General features: G+C 55.9%; 14 protein-coding genes. 5 read left to right on the top strand and 9 right to left on the bottom strand.

Features of this window, described 5'->3' with window-relative positions:
• Nucleotide 1: 1 nt before the first annotated feature.
• The 3 genes from DSM3645_RS31260 to DSM3645_RS07695 are packed head-to-tail and all read right to left on the bottom strand — an operon-like array spanning nt 2 to nt 1893.
• Entirely contained in the window at nt 2-499 is a 498-nt protein-coding gene (locus tag DSM3645_RS31260) for an ABC-2 family transporter protein (RefSeq protein WP_002651546.1), read from the bottom strand.
• A 26-nt stretch (nt 500-525) separates the two neighbouring features.
• Complete coding sequence (locus tag DSM3645_RS31255; RefSeq protein ID WP_002651545.1) at nt 526-858, bottom strand: hypothetical protein; 333 nt, start codon at nt 856-858, stop codon at nt 526-528.
• Between the two features lie 24 nt (nt 859-882).
• Nucleotides 883-1893, bottom strand: a complete 1011-nt coding sequence (locus DSM3645_RS07695; RefSeq protein WP_040351688.1) for an ABC transporter ATP-binding protein — start codon at nt 1891-1893, stop codon at nt 883-885.
• 197 nt (nt 1894-2090) lie between these two features.
• Here DSM3645_RS07695 and ispF point away from each other — a divergent pair, with 197 nt between their 5' ends.
• From ispF to DSM3645_RS07675, 4 genes are all read left to right on the top strand, one after another.
• On the top strand, nt 2091-2579 hold the full coding sequence (gene ispF / locus DSM3645_RS07690; RefSeq protein WP_002651542.1) for a 2-C-methyl-D-erythritol 2,4-cyclodiphosphate synthase: 489 nt from the start codon (nt 2091-2093) through the stop codon (nt 2577-2579).
• Nucleotides 2580-2711: 132 nt separating this feature from the next.
• Nucleotides 2712-4235: a cysteine--tRNA ligase gene (cysS, locus tag DSM3645_RS07685; protein ID WP_002651541.1), complete on the top strand. Its 1524-nt coding sequence runs from the start codon at nt 2712-2714 to the stop codon at nt 4233-4235.
• Between the two features lie 157 nt (nt 4236-4392).
• Nucleotides 4393-5640: a hypothetical protein gene (locus DSM3645_RS07680; protein ID WP_002651540.1), complete on the top strand. Its 1248-nt coding sequence runs from the start codon at nt 4393-4395 to the stop codon at nt 5638-5640.
• 46 nt (nt 5641-5686) lie between these two features.
• Nucleotides 5687-5962 carry a hypothetical protein gene (locus DSM3645_RS07675; protein WP_002651539.1) on the top strand — a complete coding sequence of 92 codons (276 nt, stop codon included), beginning with the start codon at nt 5687-5689 and terminating at the stop codon, nt 5960-5962.
• A gap of 162 nt (nt 5963-6124) precedes the next feature.
• On the opposite strand, the gene DSM3645_RS07670 is transcribed toward DSM3645_RS07675, so the two are convergent.
• The 3 genes from DSM3645_RS07670 to DSM3645_RS07660 form a co-directional block, all read right to left on the bottom strand.
• The gene (locus DSM3645_RS07670) at nt 6125-7525 is read right to left on the bottom strand and encodes an arylsulfatase (RefSeq protein ID WP_261339711.1); all 1401 of its coding nucleotides are present in this window, start codon (nt 7523-7525) and stop codon (nt 6125-6127) included.
• A 756-nt stretch (nt 7526-8281) separates the two neighbouring features.
• Nucleotides 8282-8773 (bottom strand): hypothetical protein, encoded by a 492-nt coding sequence (locus DSM3645_RS07665; protein ID WP_002651536.1) that lies wholly within the window; start codon nt 8771-8773, stop codon nt 8282-8284.
• A 301-nt stretch (nt 8774-9074) separates the two neighbouring features.
• Complete coding sequence (locus DSM3645_RS07660) at nt 9075-9353, bottom strand: hypothetical protein (protein ID WP_131282319.1); 279 nt, start codon at nt 9351-9353, stop codon at nt 9075-9077.
• 301 nt (nt 9354-9654) lie between these two features.
• On the opposite strand from DSM3645_RS07660, the gene DSM3645_RS07655 reads away from it, so the two are divergent.
• The gene (locus tag DSM3645_RS07655; protein ID WP_002651534.1) at nt 9655-10815 is read left to right on the top strand and encodes an ISAs1-like element ISBlma7 family transposase; all 1161 of its coding nucleotides are present in this window, start codon (nt 9655-9657) and stop codon (nt 10813-10815) included.
• A gap of 107 nt (nt 10816-10922) precedes the next feature.
• On the opposite strand, the gene DSM3645_RS07650 is transcribed toward DSM3645_RS07655, so the two are convergent.
• From DSM3645_RS07650 to DSM3645_RS07640, 3 genes are all read right to left on the bottom strand, one after another.
• The gene (locus DSM3645_RS07650) at nt 10923-12494 is read right to left on the bottom strand and encodes a hypothetical protein (protein WP_002651533.1); all 1572 of its coding nucleotides are present in this window, start codon (nt 12492-12494) and stop codon (nt 10923-10925) included.
• A complete protein-coding gene (locus DSM3645_RS07645) occupies nt 12488-14953 on the bottom strand; it encodes a cytochrome oxidase (RefSeq protein ID WP_131282316.1) in 2466 nt (821 codons plus the stop codon). The genes DSM3645_RS07650 and DSM3645_RS07645 overlap by 7 nt, the downstream gene beginning before the upstream one ends.
• A 103-nt stretch (nt 14954-15056) precedes the next feature.
• On the bottom strand, nt 15057-16238 hold the full coding sequence (locus DSM3645_RS07640) for a Gfo/Idh/MocA family protein (protein WP_040351686.1): 1182 nt from the start codon (nt 16236-16238) through the stop codon (nt 15057-15059).
• Nucleotides 16239-16932 lie beyond the last annotated feature (694 nt).

The raw sequence follows: 16932 nt of genomic DNA, 5'->3' as shown, positions 1-16932 counted from the left end.
CTTAACCCCCGTATCCGCTATAGCGTTTGACGCCGTAATGCAGCGCCATGCGACAGGTCACGTAAAAGAAAATCACCCAGGCCAACTGCACGACCAATCCAATCACCAACTCGGTTCCTTGGATCTTTCCCAGGAAAACCGCCGCGGGAAAATAAGCGAGATACATCAGCGGCAAGACCCGCACGATCGTTCCCCACGGGCCGCCGACGCTGTCGAGCATGTCGAGCGGAAACATATGTCCCGAGAGGAAAAAGTTGAACAGCATATACACGAACAGCAGTGAACTGACTTCCAAAAACCAAAAGCCGATCATGCCGATCGTCGCTTCCATGAAAAAGCCGAGGGCAAAACTCATCAATAGAGACGCAAAGAACGCCAGCAGCGTTGTAGAGTCCGGCCAGCCTCCAAAAAAGTCGCGGCAGAGCCAAAAGACCAGTGCGAACGGCAGCGCGGCGACAATGTAGTAGGTCAGCTTGTGCGCCAAGCGATTGAGAAACATGAACGAAATCAAATCCAACGGCTGGATCAGATACTTCTTGATCTCCCTTCGCGGATCTGCAATGCAATCCCCGAGGCCAGACCCGGCATGCTGGAGAAGGCGCGGCTGACCGTCGAGAGCAGGTAATAGGCGACGATGTTGTCATAAGTGTAGCCGGCGATTTTGGCGTTGCCGGCGTCACTTCCGCTGTTCGCCCGAATCGAGTCAAACACGGCGTACCACAAAAAGACTTGCGTCACGATCGGCAAAAAGCGCATCAGCGTGCCGAGCATGAAGTCGCCGCGATAGACGAGCTTCTCGTGAAAGTTGATCTTAAATATTGCCCACCAGGTCGAAGCGCGGGCCGCCAATTCGGTCATGACGTAGGTCCTTCGCTGCGATGCTTAGTGGATAGCGGCCGGTTCGGGCGATTGCCCTTTGGACAACGAGAAGACCTCGGCGATCACTTCTTCGAGCGGCGGATCTTCGACGCTGACGTCGGCCAACTCATACTGATCCAGGATCGAACCGAGTACGCGGCCGACCGCATTGCGATCGACCCGAATCTTGGCCCGGGGATGCTGAATCTCAATCACATCGCCAAACCGCGATAGATCGCCAGGCACGGCTTCCTGTTCAAACTGCAGCGTGACAATTTTGTGCCCGCCAAAACGATCAATGATTCCGGAGAGCGAACCGTCATAGATAATTTCGCCCCCGGCGATCACCACAACGCGCTGACAGAGCGCGGCGATATCTTTCATGTAGTGACTGGTCAGCAGCACCGTGATCTTCCGCTCGGCCTGATAATGCTTCAGGAACTTTTGAATGTTGTGCTGAGCGACGACATCAAGCCCGATCGTCGGTTCGTCCAGAAACAGCACTTCCGGCGAATGCAACAGCGCCGCGATCAGCTCCATCTTCATCCGTTCGCCCAGCGACAAGTTGCGGACCGGCTGATTGAGCAAACGGCGGACATCCAACAGATCGGTCAGTTCGTCCTGAGTCCGTTGAAACTCGTTGGCGTCAACGCGATAGATCTTCTGGTGGAGCCGGAAGCTGTCTTGAGCCGGCAGGTCCCACCACAGCTGATTCTTTTGCCCCATCACCAGCGCGAAACGGCGACGATACCCATTTTCGCGCTTCCAGGGGACATAACCCATGACGGTCGCGTTGCCGCTGGTGGGGTTAATGACCCCAGAGAGGAGCTTGAGCGTGGTCGTTTTTCCGGCGCCATTGGGGCCGAGAAATGCGACAAATTCGCCCTGATCGACGGTCAGATCAATGCCGCGAACCGCTTCGACTGTCTTATAGTCGCGGCGAAACAGCCCCTGAACCGAGGCCAGCAGCCCCTCTTTTTTCTGGTAAACCTCGTACGTCTTCGTCAGTCGCTGAATTTCGATAATTGGGGGCATAATTCGATTGTAACCCTGACGGGTCATGAAGGAAGTGCAGGTTCAGCCGGTGCGGGAAACGCTGCTTCGTCGGAGTCACTCGTTCGCGTTGTCGGTTTTCGCCAAGTGGGCTATAATCGCCCGCCACTGGGAGTTCACGCAAGGTGCGTAAACTCTGTCGGTTTTTATAGTTACCACCCCAACCCCAGCAACTGGTCATGATCCGCATCGGTTTAGGACACGACACGCACCGGCTCGCCGAGGGCGGTCCGCTTCGCCTGGGAGGGGTCGATATTCTGCACGACCAACACCTGGTCGGGCACAGCGACGCTGACGTTTTGATGCATGCGATTACCGACGCGTTACTGGGCGCCGCCAATTTGCCCGATATCGGCGAGTGGTTCCCCAATAGTGCGGCCGAAAACCGCGGTCGTGATTCAGCCGACTTTCTCCGCTTCGCCTACCACAAGGTGAACGAAGAGGGCTGGCGAATTATCAATATCGACACCGTCATTTTCGCCCAAGAGCCCAAACTTTCGCCTTACAAAGAGGCGATGCGCACGGCTCTGGCGAATATCCTGACGATCGAACCAGCCCAAGTCGGCATCAAAGCCAAAACCGGCGAACAAGTCGGCCTGGTCGGTCGCCGCGAAGCCATCCAAGCCGAATGCGTCGTACTGCTCGAGAAAATTGACGAGTTTATATGAACAAGATTTAAATGGGGTCAGGTCTCATGTTTTGCGACAAAAAATGAGACCTGACCTCATTTCAATCACCGCACGCACATTCTGCACCGTGCTCACCGTGCCATCCGTGTTCCATTCTTAATCCAAAAAGCCATGACCATTCGCGTTTACAACACGTTGTCGAAAACCAAGGAAGAGTTTCAAACGGTGACGCCGGGCAAGGTAGGGATCTATCTCTGCGGTCCCACGGTCTACGCCGAGGCGCATATCGGTCACATGGTGGGCCCGGTCATTTTTGATACCGTCAAACGCTATCTCGTCTACTCTGGTTATGAAGTCAACCTGGTCGTCAACATTACCGACGTCGACGACAAGCTGATCAAAAAGGCGACCGAGCGCGGCATCAGCATGGAAGAAGTCGCCAACGAGAACATCGCCGACTATCTGCACAACCTTGCCGCATTGGGCGTTGATCAGATCGATCAGATGCCGAAAGCGACCGAGACGATGGACGGCATCATCGCGATGGTCGCCGAGCTGATCGAAAAAGGGTTCGCCTACGCGTCGGAAGGAGACGTTTACTTTGAGGTCACCAAAGACCCCGAGTATGGCAAACTGACCAATCGAACCGTCGAAGCAATGCAAGGCGAAGGGGGCGAGGCCGCTTCACGCAAACGCTCGCCGGGCGACTTCGCGCTCTGGAAAAAAGCGAAAGCCGGCGAGCCCAGCTGGAAAAGTCCTTGGGGAGACGGTCGACCAGGCTGGCATATCGAATGTTCGGCGATGAGCAAAGCGATTTTGGGTGAAACCTTCGACATTCACGGCGGCGGGCTCGACCTGATCTTCCCCCATCACGAAAACGAAATCGCCCAAAGCGAATGCTGCCATGCCAAGCCGATGGTCAAATATTGGATGCACAACGGGCTGCTCCGCAGTGATCCCGCGGCCGGCAAGATCGGCGGTCGCGCCGAACGGGAAGGCGCCGCCGAAGCCGGCGGCAAGATGAGCCGATCCGGCGGCGCCGGCGGTCTAGCCAAGTTGATCGAGCGTCAATCGGGCGAACGAATCCGCTTCTTCCTGCTCCGCACGCACTACCGCAGCACGATCCTCTTCAGCGAAGAAGCGATCGCCGAAGCCGGCATCGGACTCGACAGTTTTTACCGCTTGTTTGAACGGTACGAACGTCTGACCGGCGAAAGCTTTTTCGACCTGCCGGCCGCCAAGACGCGGAAAGAGGGAGACTTTGAGCCGAAGAAATCGGAACTGCTGGTCGCAATCGCCAAGCATCGAGACGCCTATCTCGAAAAGATGGACGACGATTTCAACACCGGCGGCGCGGTAAGCGAACTGTTCGAGATGGCTCGCTTGATCAACAAGACGATCGATCAGCAAAAGTTGGAAGGAGACAAGTCGGCCGATTTGACCAACATCAAAAAGGCGTTCTCGGTCTTGCGTGAACTGACCGGCATCCTGGGTATTTTTGTGACGGCGCCAGAGAAATCTTCCAGCGGCGACAGCGAACTGGTCGGCCAGCTGATGCAATTGTTGATCGACGTTCGCGCGTCGGCTCGCCAAAAGAAAGACTTTGAGATGAGCGACGTCATTCGCGATCGTCTGACCGCGATGGGCGTCACCCTCGAAGATCGCAAAGAAGGCGCGACCTGGCGATTGGGTTAGCTCCGCGTCCCCTGCTCTGTCCCTAGCCGTCGAGATAACCTCGGCGGCTTTTTTTGTGATTTCAGCCCAATTTTCATTAGCATTCGCAACCACCGACTGGGGTCGGTACAATCGGCGTATCTCTTCGCCCCTCTCTTTTTAGCGACGCACGTTGACCATGAAACGTTTCTTCCGCTTCTCGCTGCTGGCCCTGATGCTGGCAGTGACCGTTGTCGCGGTTTTGCTCGCCTATGTCGGCTATTATCGCATCCGTTCGGCTCGCTTCGCCAGTCTGCAAAGCGAACTGGCGGCCAACGGTGGAGCCGTGACTTTGACGACAGAAACGGAGGAGGAAGACGAGCAGCCGGCGCCTGGTTGGGCGGATGGCCTCTTTGGCGAAAACGCCTTCGCCGAACTGGAAGAAGTCACCCTGTTCCTGAACCAACCAGCGCCTGGGCTGGTCGGACGAGTCATTCGATTTGACTCGCCGGTCTGCATGAACGCCTATGGCCAAGGAATCAGCGACGACGACGCAGTCGCGATCGGCGCTTCGTCGATCGAAGAACTCGATCTCGACAGCACTACCCTAACGCCGAAAGGCTATGCGGTTCTCGCCCGCGCTCGCCAATTAAAGCATCTGACGCTGGTCGGCGGAGAAACGGAAGCCGAAAAATTGGCGCCGATGGCCGACTGCGCCAGTCTGAGTGAGCTGACGCTGATTGACGCCGAGATGACGCCTGAGCTGGTCGCCGCGATCGCCAAGATCCAGTCGCTCCGCGATCTCTTCCTTTACCAGGTCCGCTGGCCCAGCGCCGCTGGTTGGCAGGCCCTCGGCAAACTTGCTCAACTCGAAACGCTCCGGATCACCTCTTCCAAAACGCCGGCTGGCGCTGCGCCGGCGCTGCGAGAATTGTCGAATCTAAAGCACATCGAAATCGATTTCGGCGAGTTACGCTCGTTTGACGGCGTCCGCGTTTCGCCTGAGTTCGTTCAAGAGCTGACGGCGATCAAGTCACTGGAATCATTAGATATCGGCCTGATGAAAGTCGATCCGCCTTTGGACACGTGGCCGGCGCTGGACGGACTGACGAAGCTGACGCAACTTTCGTTATTGAAAGTACGCGGCGTCGAAGACTTCACCGCGATCGACACCGCGACCCAGCTAGTGTCACTCAGCATCGGCGAAGGCTTTTCCGATGCGACGCTCGCCGGCTTGGACAAGCTGACCAAGCTAGAGCAGCTAACGATCGAAGGGGACACGGTGACAGACGAAGCGATCGCGATCCTAGCGAACCTCAAAACGCTACGGCAGGTCACGCTGGGGCCCAATGTCACCAAGAAAGCCGCCCAGCGTCTAAAAGACGCGCTGCCAAAGTGCAAAATCACGCTGATGTCTTCGACCGGGCAAGAGGTGGAAAATTTCTAGCGTTAAACAGGGTGAGTTTAATGCCAAAAAGCGCGAACGATTTGGCATGAGCAACTCTGGAATCTCCGCCGCTGGCAATACGAGCGATCCTTGCCTGATCTTACTTCGATCAAGGGGATATCACCTCTGGCTTGAACCAACGCAACGAGGCTCACTCTGGGGCGCCGAAAAGTCAGGGATCTCTTTCACGGGATATTCCGGGCCTGAGCTGCTGGGAGTTGTCACGCACGGGGAAGCCTATCCGGGCGATTGGAACCGGCAGTCGCCAGATATCTATGGCGATTTGATGGAGCTCACGGACGAATTGCCGCCGGAAGAATAGTCTCACAGCACGACTCGGAACGCACCACGAAATGCGATCCGTTCGGAAGTAAATCGAACTGTGCCAACGCGACCGTCGATCACGGTTCGCGTTACCAACACGAACGAGATGTACACCCGTTTGTCAAATTTCGGTGCATCTCAAAACGCCAGTCCGCCGCTATTACAGCTTCGGCGGAACCCAAGCCGGGATCCCCTCCCCTTTCTCCTGGGAGTAGTACGCTTCAAAGAACGGTTTGGTCGGCGACATTTTCGCCGTTTCGTTGACCATCATCGGACGGGTCTCTTTCCACCATGCGTCGTAGGCGGTTTTCATCGCCTGCGCGACGTCGGGATGCTGGTCGATTACGTTGGTCTTTTGGCTGGGATCCGCTTCCATGTCAAACAGCGCGTTTTCGCCCACTAGGCGATACTTTTGGTTGCGGACGGCGAAGTGCTTCCACTGGTAGTCGTTCGGTTCTTCGCCGGTCTTCCAGCGGCCTTGATGGGTGAAGAGGTAACGATCTTTCCAATCGGCGTTTTCGTTTTCGGCCAGCGGCAACAAACTGCGGCCTTCGACCTGACCTGCCGGCAGCTCGGCGCCGGCCAAAGCGGCGATCGTCGGGAAGACGTCGATATGGGCCGCGACGGTATCAACGTCGCGGTTCGGCGTGAGGTGACCATCCCAGCGGACGAAAAACGGCACACGCACGCCCCCTTCATCGCTGGATCCTTTCAAGCCTTTCATCTTTGCGTTGTAGGGATAAAGCACTTCTCCGTCGGCCGTCTTGCCGATCGGTTTGCCCAAGCGCCCCGATCCGCCGCCGGTCATGCCGTTGTCCGACATGAAGATGACGACCGTATTGTCGAGCAACTTCCACTCTTCCAACTTGGCCATCAACCGGCCGACGTTGTCATCGATGTTTTCGATCATGCCATAGAAACCGGCCTCGGATTCGCTAAAGCCCATTTCTAGAAACCGCTTCTTATCCGCGTCGGGAGCCAGAAACGGTCCGTGCGGCGCGTTGGTCACGATGTAGGCGAAGAAAGGATCGTCGGCCTCTTTCTTTTCCTGGATCCAACCGAGCGCAGCGGTAAAAAAGAGATCCGTGCAAAAGCCTTCGGTTTTGACGAACTTGCCGTTGTGACGGATCGCCGGATCAAAGTACTTGTTGCCTGGCGCGTCGGCGCAACTGCAATCGTAGGCCTGACCAATGCCGCCGGCGCCATGGATGAACGTCTCGTCAAATCCGCGATGATTTGGCTGGTATTCGTCTTCGTCACCCAGATGCCATTTTCCGAAGATGCCGCTGGTATAGCCGACCTTCTTTAACGCCTGGGGCAACGTGACCGCATCAAGCGTCATTCGCTCTCGCTCCAAGATCGTATGGGTCACGCCGTTACGCATCGGATGGCGACCGGTCATCAGGGCCGAACGCGTGGGCGCACAAGTCGGAGCGACCAACATCCGTGAGAAACGGACGCTCGTGTCGTACAGCTGATCCATGTGCGGCGTCTGAATCCAAGGGTGCCCATGACGACCAACCGGGCCGTAACCCTGATCGTCGGTCATGATTAAAACGATATTCGGACGATCGGATGACTCGGCATTAAGTGATGTAGTAAAAAGAGTTTGTGCAACGAGCGCTGCAAAGCCCGCGAAGACGAGTGCAGTAATTCGGTGTAGTGAACGACGCGGGAAAGTTTGGCGGCAACCGGTTTCTCCAGAATGTCGCGTCGAAATAGCAAGGAATTGAATCATGTTGGCTTCCCCTCTTTGCATAATGGGTGCGCTGCGCCCGTTTTGAATTCGCGAATCGCCGCAGTTCTACGCGGCATTTTCTGCGCACAAAAAAACCAAGGGATCACGGTCGGCAAACCGTATGTTGACACCTTGGCGGCAAGGAACCGAACTCGGCTCCCAACCCTAGTTTCTTCTCTCCGCTTTCCCCAGTCAATTCCTGGCGGCAACCAGGGCAACTGAACTGCCCCGAAAATTTGCGGCGACGGACAGATATTCTCCTCACCATCCGTTTGGGAAAAATGATGGATCGAGTTTTTCGTTTACCAACCAGACAATGGTCACATACCAGCTGTATATCGACATTCCCAGGCTGTTTCGCCGCCTGCGTGTCAGAAGTGGCTGACGCAATGCTTTGAGATAAAAGAGGTTGCGGAATTCACTTTCAAAGTGGAATACAACCTGGTTGTGTCCACGACTAAGTCCAAGTCTACTTTCATGAGCGCCCCACATGATCTCACGGGTGACCGTAGCGCAGAAGAACGGCTTTAATTTCTTCCAAGCTGCATGCCGACCGCTGAGTTTCAATATCGATGATCTTCATAACTGCGCACTATTCCGACGCAAATCAGTTGAGCCAGCGCCCCAGTAGTCGGCGAAGAACTTCTTGCCTCTCCTGTTGATCGTCTCTTGTTCAACCACCTCGGAGTTGTGGATTTCGCAGACTTCCAAGTCGATCTTAAAGCGAATTGCATGAGGGTCGTCGATCCGTTGATCGATGCCGGTTCCGGACGCCATGGTAAGGAACAGTTGAATGAAACGATCCACCGTCGCTGCAGTAGCTTCTCTGGCTGCCGCTTTCTGTTCTGGAGTAAGTGACGCCAGCGTGTCGTATTTTTCTCGACGAATCGTCCCCAAATTTTTCCGCGACTCTTCCGATTCGACCAATTGCGCGGTGGCGGTAACCGACCAATTTCGGAGCCACGTGACATGTTGGCCGAAGAGATCGACCAGCGCCTCATGGCGATCTCGAGGGTCTACGGGAAGACTATCGAAATCAAATTCTATCTTTGGAGGTTTAGGATCGCTCATGGAGTTTCCAGTCGACGTAGCGGTAGATCGTCCTAGGGGATCCGTTTCACGACTCCCTCGAACCAAACCCATTGGTTAAGTTCCTCCGTCATTTTACGCACAAGATTGCCGAAGTAGGAGTAAAAGTGGGAATAGCTAACCAGATCAAGAGATTGGTGCCTGAACCCTCCTGCATCGTCCCTGTTTCATCTCGCAGTCCCGGCAGCGTGCGTTTGGATGCCTATTCCAGTGGAGCTTGAGACCAATCCTTGGGAGCGATCGTATGGTTTGGGCCTAATGGCCATCGACGGAGGTTCTTGGCTTACGTGTAATACTCGCCGTCCCATGGCCCCATGAAGGTCAGAATCGGTCCAGGCTCAAGGTTGACCGATTGCGTTTTTTCGGAAGCGACAAGTCCGAAGGTATTGCCGTCAATCTCGACCTGAAACAATTGCACGCGAATGTCGCCTAGCCGATACGATTCCAGTTCACCTAGGAAGGCGTCCATTTTCTTTTGGAGGTCGATTGGCGAAGCGTCGCTGCCGAAGACCGCGTGGTCGACGCTCTTCAGTTCACCTGACGCGTGAAAGAGGTATCTCACGACACAGGCATTTGATCCATCGCACACATCAGAATAGTCAATAATCATGAACTGGCCACCGCGGGACAATCCGGTCATGTTGGTACGCAAGTCTTCCATGTACTTTATTGGAATAACGCTAGGAATAGACATGTTGCGTCTCGATGTGACTAAGGAGTATTAGGACGAATGGTCATTCCAGTATTAAAGTCTACCGGGCACGGCCAGCGCGCACTTTGGGTAATCTAGCGTAGCGCCTCCGGCTCAATTCTGCGATGATATCGGTTTTCCGATTTCCCGTCACGCGCTGCAGGAAGAGCCGATGTCTCGCCAGGTCGATCAGGACGATGTCGTTTCGATTCTCGAATACTTTGCGGAGCTGGATGATCCGCGTCGCCATATCAATCGTAAGCATTTGCTAGGCGACTTGCTCGTCATTTGCGTCCCCGCGGTGATTGCCGGAGCGGATGGGCCGCGGTCGATCGCTATCTGGGCCGAAGCGCATGTCGAGTGGTTGAAGTCGCGGCTCGAGTTGCCAAGCGGCGTCCCTTCGCACGATACGATCGGTCGCTTGCTCGCGCAGCTCAAGCCGACCGCGTTTCAACAATGCTTTGACGAATGGCTGACTGCGATGCGGCAGGCAGCGACAACCGACGATGATGCCCGCGAGATCATTGCGATCGACGGCAAGACGTTGCGACGATCTCATGATCGTGGGAAAGGACTCGGGCCGCTTTGCCTGGGGAGCGCCTGGGCGGTCAGGGCAGGCGTCAGTCTCGGGCAAATGGCGGCCGCCGACAAGTCGAACGAAATCGTCGTATTCCCCGAGCTAATCGAACAAATCGACGTTCGTAAAGCGATCGTCACGCTCGACGCGGCCGGCTGCCAACGGGACGTCGCCGAGAAGATCATCGCCGGCAAGGGAGACTACGTCCTCGCGCTGAAAGCAAATCAAGAGCGACTGCACGAGCAAGTCCGCGACTACATCACGACGCAGTTGGAAAATGATTTCGCCGGAGTGAAGGTGGAGCGTCATGAAGAAGAAGCAAAAGGGCACGGCCGCCTCGACAAGCGGTTTTACTATCAGGTGAAGCTGCCAGACGAAGTGCCTGCTGGCGAAGATTGGCGCGGTTTGAAAACGATCGGCGTCGCGATTCGCATCAGCCAAGAGAATGGACGAGAAACGTGCGATACGAGATATTATATTAGCTCGCTGAAGCCGGACGCGAAGCAATTCGCCGCCGCCGTTCGCGGCCACTGGGGAATCGAAAACTCGCTTCACTGGACGCTCGACGTAACGTTCCGCGAAGACGAAAGTCGCCTGAGAAATCGGATCGCAGCGGAGAACCTGGCGTGGCTAAAACGCCTCGCCGTGTCGCTGATCAAACAACACAAAAGCAAGGAAAGCGTCGTCATGCGAAGACGTATGGCGGGCTGGAACGTGAACTTCCTGGCTGAAATCCTTGGTCTGGGAAGGAGTTAGTGTGCGTCAGCCGTGTCGCCGATAGTTCCTTGGATTTTGTCATCATCGATATGGAGCATAGCACATCGAATAACGCGCAAGGTTCCCCTAATAGCAGACACGCAACTTTACGGAGCTTTCGACTGCGGCACTTTGTTGAGCGTATAGTAGGCGTCGGGATGGAGGAGCGGGTCCCCTTTGCGGCTGCGGATCCCCTCGGCGCGGAGCTCATGGACGAACAGCTTCCGTAAGCCGGACACTGTCAGGCGGACGCTCAGACCATCCTCAGAAACCTGGGCTTTGGTAATTTCTAGGTCCTGCTTCTGAATCTCGTCACTTCCGTATGCGCCATGGTAAAGATACGTGTGGCTTGTCATCGCATAAGATGCGACGTCGCTGGCGGTCATGAGATCGACAGGCCGGGTGAATTTTAGATCAAAACCGTCTGGTAACGCGCGCATCTCTTGGATCTCAAACGGGGTCTGGCCCGTCCAGACGAGCCGCTGTAAGCCATAAGAAGCGGTCCCCAGACTGCTCCATCCACGATTACTTAGGCCGGCCAGCATGCTCCCATCCGCTCCTTGGCCTAACCGCAAAACAGCAGACGCAAATCCTGAACGAAAAGGAAATACAGCTCCCTGATACTCTCCATCCACCTTCTCCAGAAAGACTCGGTGGACCGACGAAAGCGTAAACTCGCCCACGAATAGTTGGCCGCTAAATGGACCAAACTTGCCATCGCTCGCGTCAAGCAGAATATCGGTCGGGGATTGCCCTACCTTCTTGTAGGGAAACCAAACAGCCGGAGGCCGCATTTGCGGTAGGCGTTGGACTGCTTCGGGAAAAGGGACGCCTTCGGGAATCGCCGTTATTTCGTCGATGGGGGAACCCGGCAGATTCATCGAAGCCAGCGCCTCTGGGTGGTGATAGAAGGCCCCGTCACGCATATGATGCAGGCTGTTCGTCGCTACCCAGTTTCCTTGCTGATCGGTATAAAACATGTCCCCTTCCTGATTCGCGCCCAAACCAGAGGGGGACCGCATCCCGGCGCAAACGGGAATGAGCTCGCCATCCGGCGTAAGCTTCATTCCCCAACCGCGCCAGCGCCCCTGCGTTACATTCAGGATCGGCTCATGGATGGCTCGTTTCAATTGGTCACCGCGGAGACCAAGGCCGATATTCAGCGTGAGCCATAGGTTGCCTTCGCCATCCAACTCTGGTCCGTAGGCATATTCGTGATAATGGCCTGTCACCCCCCAGCCTTTTGTGATCGTGCTGTACTGATCGGCAAGGCCATCTCCGCTCGTGTCGCGAATGCGGGTCAGTTCAGTCCGCTGAACGGTATAGAAGGCTTCGTCTTGCCAGATTAACCCCAGAGGCTCGTGCAGCCCGGCGGCGAATTGGTGATACTCCACGTTTGTCGGTGGATCGTCGAAGACTCCCTTCAAAATCCAAATCTCTCCCTTGCGGATCACTACGGCGACACGGTCGTCGTCCAGCACCGCGATGCCGCTGACTTCCAAGGCAAGGTCCTCAGGCGCGGGCTTCCAGTTCGCCGCGCGGGAGTTCTGAGCCGATTTCGAAGTGTGAACCGAAATCAGCTTGTAGAAGTCGTTCTCGACAGGATTCTGAGCGAGTCCGACCTCTCCTGCCGCAATCCCCGTTGCCATTATGATCAGCAGCGCCAAGCGTCTTACCATTGATAGGTCACCTCCAGCTTACGATGGGAACTGACGGGCACGCGCCATTCCATCCATTCGGAATCGTCCGGATCGTGCCATAGAATTGCGTCGCCGTTCGGTGCTTGTAAAGTAACCATGACGCCGCCGGGGGCAGTGCAGGCATTCTCCTGCAGTTTCAGGTTCTTGCCTCGATGTGCTCGGAACCAAAGCGTATCTTCCACCGCATCTTTGTCCTTGGATGCAATGCTCAGGATGCGTTTCAAGCCTCCGCCGTTGGCGGCTTCAATGCGATCCTCAATCACATAACCGCGATAGCGGTAGCGGAGCGTGGGGATGCCCAGAGGATCGAGTTGATATCCCAGAAATTGATACTGCGCCGCTTCTTCCTCTTCTGCAAGCCAGCGAGCGTCGCCGGTCGGCAATTGAGCAAACGCCAGGCCTGGTGGAAGCGAGACGACATCCGAGCCGAGAGGATTAGCTGGGGGCGCGGCACGAACAAACCAAGTCCCATAAGCATCGAGAAAGCGACCACGCCACGCTTGGGCCAGTCTCATCTGCTCGGCGTCAAACGCATAGTGAACGCGTTCAGGAAATCCCACAGCAATCGCATGCGTTCCCGCCGCTTTCATAAATGTTCTAATCAGTATCGGACGCTCGTCGGGAACGAGCTCAAATTCCTGAGAACGCGCCTCCAATATCTTCTCGGGCAGCTTTTGCGACTTCACATCTTTCAGATAACTCCACATGGCCGCAATTTGACGATCCATGTCGCCGTCCAGGATATCCGGTATCGCGCTCTTTCCGTTAGGAAAGAACGAGGGCATGCGCGTTCGCTTTTTGAGTTCTGTAGGATTTCTCAGGAACTCCAGAAACCAGTCGGGATTCACGCGCTGGGCCGCTAATGCAAGATCGACGCCCATTGCCCCCGAAACCGCTTCTCCACGAATTGGATGACACTGGACGCAGCCGTTGTTGAGCAACATGCGTCCGGCGTCTTCCAAGCCCGGCTGCTTCGAGAAGACTTCCGTTCCATGAACCCGCGATGGTTGATCGGCGCTGGCGAAAGCCTTGGGCAAGCGATCTACCAAGCTCTTGGGAAACTGGGGCATGCGGATCTGCACGTGCGGTCGGACGTCGCCCGACCCCTCTAGCACCTTGGCCAACCAAGCGGGGGTGAGTTTATATCCCACGTGATCGAGCGGAGGAGGTAATCTGCCTTCATCCCCCAAGTCGACGTGAGAAACCGTTTCAAAATATTTTTCTCGTTCCGGACCAATTCCGCCGCGGTCGTTCCGCTGATGGCAGGCATAGCAATTTTGTTGCAGGAGTGAAAGCTCCAGCGAAGCCTGTGTGGATTCCTCGCTACCCTTCGCCGTCAATTGATGGAGAGCAGAAGTAATCGATTTGATTTGCAGCTGGTCCAGACTGAAATGAGGAAGTCCGGACGACGGCTCGCCAAGGCAGCCCAAATCGAAAGTCGGAGTGAGTTGAGCGAGCGACTTTGCATTGCTTGCTGGAGCCAAGCCATTGACCTCGTGACAATTCACGCACGAAAGCGAGGTAAACAGCGCTCGCCCCTTTTCAACAAGGGAGGAATTTTCAGAAAGGGAGGCTTTGTCAGATTTGCGTGGCGTGTCTTTTGTTAGGTAGGCCACGAGATCGGCTGCCTCGACCAATTCCAATTTCAAGTTCGGCATCCGAGCATTGGGGCGCACGCTCTCTGGCGAAGTCAGAAAGAAAGTCAAGGCTTTGGGGGTGTACTTAGCCGACAGGTTCGGGAGAGGAACGGATGGCGCCGGCCGGACCGATTCCGTCAATCCCATCTCTTCGATATCCTCGGGATCCAGTGCCGAAAGAAGCGCCGCCATGGCCGATGGCTGTGAATGCCCTCCCTGATATTCAGCATCGGGCGCGTGACACGCGACGCAGCCGACGAGGTGATATAATTTTTCACCACGCTGGGCGTCCCCCTTCTTCCAAAACTCGTGAGGTAAGGGATTCGCGCCGCTTGCGGTAGCTGTTGGAAAAGGACTTTGTAGCGTCGATAGAAATGCGACCAGCGCATCCACCGTCGCCGCGCGCTCCGCTTCCGGCAGGGAGCCCAGCACATCGGGCATCGTCGTTCCTGGTTTGACCTTGCCTGGTGAACTCAGAAACTCCCGCATCCACTCCTCGCGCACCCGATTTCCGGCGCCTGTCAGACGCGGCCCCCGTTTCGGCATCAGCGTCAACGAGTCGGTTGCGTGACACGCGGTGCAACTAAGCTCCGAAAGCAGCAATCGTCCGCCCACGCTCGGTTCGACGACTTTGTGGCGGGCAAACCGTTCGAATCCAGCGACAAAGGGCGAATCAGGATTTTGAGCGCGCGCCAACGATCCGATCAGCAAAACTACAAGGAGTGTCACCCCTCCGATTCTTCTCGGTCTAGTCACTTCGTTCTCCGATAGGAAGGTAATGTCGGCGAGCCCATCAATCACTCTTGCGGCCTAAACGATCTGCCCAGTGAGTTGCGGCGCCCTGTTACCTACTTGCCGTTCGTCGAGTCATTCGCTCGAGGTGAAAAAAAGGCCCCCCTGTCTTTTACCAATCGGCCAGCGCATTGCCGCGCTGGGACAAGGGGAATGAGACGGCGCGACCCTCTTCTCGATGTGATTGGAACACGCCGCAAATCATTTCCACGGTTGTTGCTCCTTCGTGAATATCACAGATAGGGGCGCGGTCGCCGTCCACGGCCTCGATCAAATCGCGAATCGGCAGCACATGATCATAAACGGAACGGACCAACTCCGGATTCGGTTCCGGCTTGCCCACTCCGGCGGACGTAATCGGTATCCACGGCCGGCCTTCTGGCGAAACTTTGAATGGATTGCCCGGTGTAAAATGGGCTATCGGCGTGCGGTCGATGTGCAGAGTCACCACTCCTTTGCTGCCGATCAGTTGCAGGCAGTAGCCGTCTGGATTCGTACCGTCATCAGCGACCGAATCGAAATAGGCGATTGTGCCGTGTTCCATTTCATATCGAGCTCGGACCTCATCCGCCGCCAAAGGCCCCAACCCTTCTGCGCCCCGTTTAACATCGCCTGCGGTAACCAGGCGTCCCTCTTGTCGTAGCACCGCAGAGACCCTCTGCGGAGAACCGGCAAAATAGGTGAACAGGTTTAGCACATGCGATCCGAGCACCCACAAATCTTCCCCGCCTCCGCGACGATCTCCTTTACCTTTACCGCGGATTTCCAGCAGACGCCCCATTTCGCCTGACTCAAGCAATGCGGTGATTTGAGCCAGGGCGGGATGGTAACGATTACGATGGGCTACCGCCACTTTCGCTCCCCTTTTCTTTGCTGCAGCAATCAACGCATCAGCCTCGGCTGGCGTACGACAAAACGGCTTCTCACAGTAGATGCCTCTCGCGCCTGACTCAATCGCCGCCAAGATCATGTCGTAGTGCTGATCCGGATGCCGCGGAGCGACCGAGACGAATTCCGGCTCAGTTTCCCGCAGCATCTTGTTGTAACTGGAAAAACCGCGATCAAGTTTTAGTTTCGCCATCTCCTGGGCCAGGCCTGCTTCGTCTGGATCAGCGACGGCCACAATTTTCGTTTCAGGAATCTTTTGCCAGACGGTGTCCAATCCATGACCGTAATTGCCGCGGCCGGTGTGCCCGATCACGGCCACGCGTCGCTTCTCTGAATCACCAGCTTGGAGCGAAGAAGAAAGTAACACGGCAGCTGAAGAGGCGGCCAAAAAGGTACGGCGGTGCATGATGAAGAGTCCTGGATTGAATGCCGAGCGGCATCTGCGTGATGCGTGGGAAACTTAGGGGCTTTCCATCCTAACAAGCTTTACGGACAAAGACCACGAAGAGGCGACAATGACCGCAAGGACAGGCTAATGTCATTTATGCACGCATTCGGTCCGTCAGCATTGCCCTCGTTCTTGATGGCAGGAAGCAACTCTCGGCCGTGGGCGCTTGGCGATCGATGCTTCCATGGAAAAAGGGAATCGCCGTCGATCGACAGCATCACGCAAAGATCGACGCGCCATCAGCGTACGCAAGGAGAGTTTTTGGGCAAAAACAGGTGAGACTTTTCAATGATGACAAACATCATCCCTTGGAACAAAATTCCCAACTTTGCCGAGGCCGACGCCTGACGCTTAAAACGACAAGCCCGAACGAATCATCGACGTCGATCAGACTCGCCATGCAGGTGGCCGGCTTGATTAAGAGCTTTTTGGAACTGAGATGCTCCTGCCATGTCGCTCCCAGATCCCACATAGTCATTACGACACGAGAGGGGCCACTGTTGTAGCGAAAATTGAGAATCAAAACGCCGGGGAGAACCTCGACGACCTGAACCTCGGTCGTATCGGGATGTGCGCAGGTACCGACCGCCCTTCGTTCCCCTGCACGTTGACCGTCACGTCAATCACAGGCTTCCATTCGTTCCGAAGGCGA

Source organism: Blastopirellula marina DSM 3645, assembly GCF_000153105.1.
Lineage (GTDB): Bacteria > Planctomycetota > Planctomycetia > Pirellulales > Pirellulaceae > Blastopirellula > Blastopirellula marina.
The sequence above is the reverse complement of the archived record's forward strand: the minus strand, read 5'-3'. Positions and strand labels throughout refer to the sequence as shown.

Bases quoted from the DNA above. Each gene is read 5' to 3' on its own strand.
- DSM3645_RS31260 (WP_002651546.1), bottom strand. From the start codon at position 499: ATGTTTCTCAATCGCTTGGCGCACAAGCTGACCTACTACATTGTCGCC.
- DSM3645_RS31255 (WP_002651545.1), bottom strand. From the start codon at position 858: ATGACCGAATTGGCGGCCCGCGCTTCGACCTGGTGGGCAATATTTAAG.
- DSM3645_RS07695 (WP_040351688.1), bottom strand. From the start codon at position 1,893: ATGCCCCCAATTATCGAAATTCAGCGACTGACGAAGACGTACGAGGTT.
- ispF (WP_002651542.1), top strand. From the start codon at position 2,091: ATGATCCGCATCGGTTTAGGACACGACACGCACCGGCTCGCCGAGGGC.
- cysS (WP_002651541.1), top strand. From the start codon at position 2,712: ATGACCATTCGCGTTTACAACACGTTGTCGAAAACCAAGGAAGAGTTT.
- DSM3645_RS07680 (WP_002651540.1), top strand. From the start codon at position 4,393: ATGAAACGTTTCTTCCGCTTCTCGCTGCTGGCCCTGATGCTGGCAGTG.
- DSM3645_RS07675 (WP_002651539.1), top strand. From the start codon at position 5,687: ATGAGCAACTCTGGAATCTCCGCCGCTGGCAATACGAGCGATCCTTGC.
- DSM3645_RS07665 (WP_002651536.1), bottom strand. From the start codon at position 8,773: ATGAGCGATCCTAAACCTCCAAAGATAGAATTTGATTTCGATAGTCTT.
- DSM3645_RS07655 (WP_002651534.1), top strand. From the start codon at position 9,655: ATGTCTCGCCAGGTCGATCAGGACGATGTCGTTTCGATTCTCGAATAC.
- DSM3645_RS07650 (WP_002651533.1), bottom strand. From the start codon at position 12,494: ATGGTAAGACGCTTGGCGCTGCTGATCATAATGGCAACGGGGATTGCG.
- DSM3645_RS07640 (WP_040351686.1), bottom strand. From the start codon at position 16,238: ATGCACCGCCGTACCTTTTTGGCCGCCTCTTCAGCTGCCGTGTTACTT.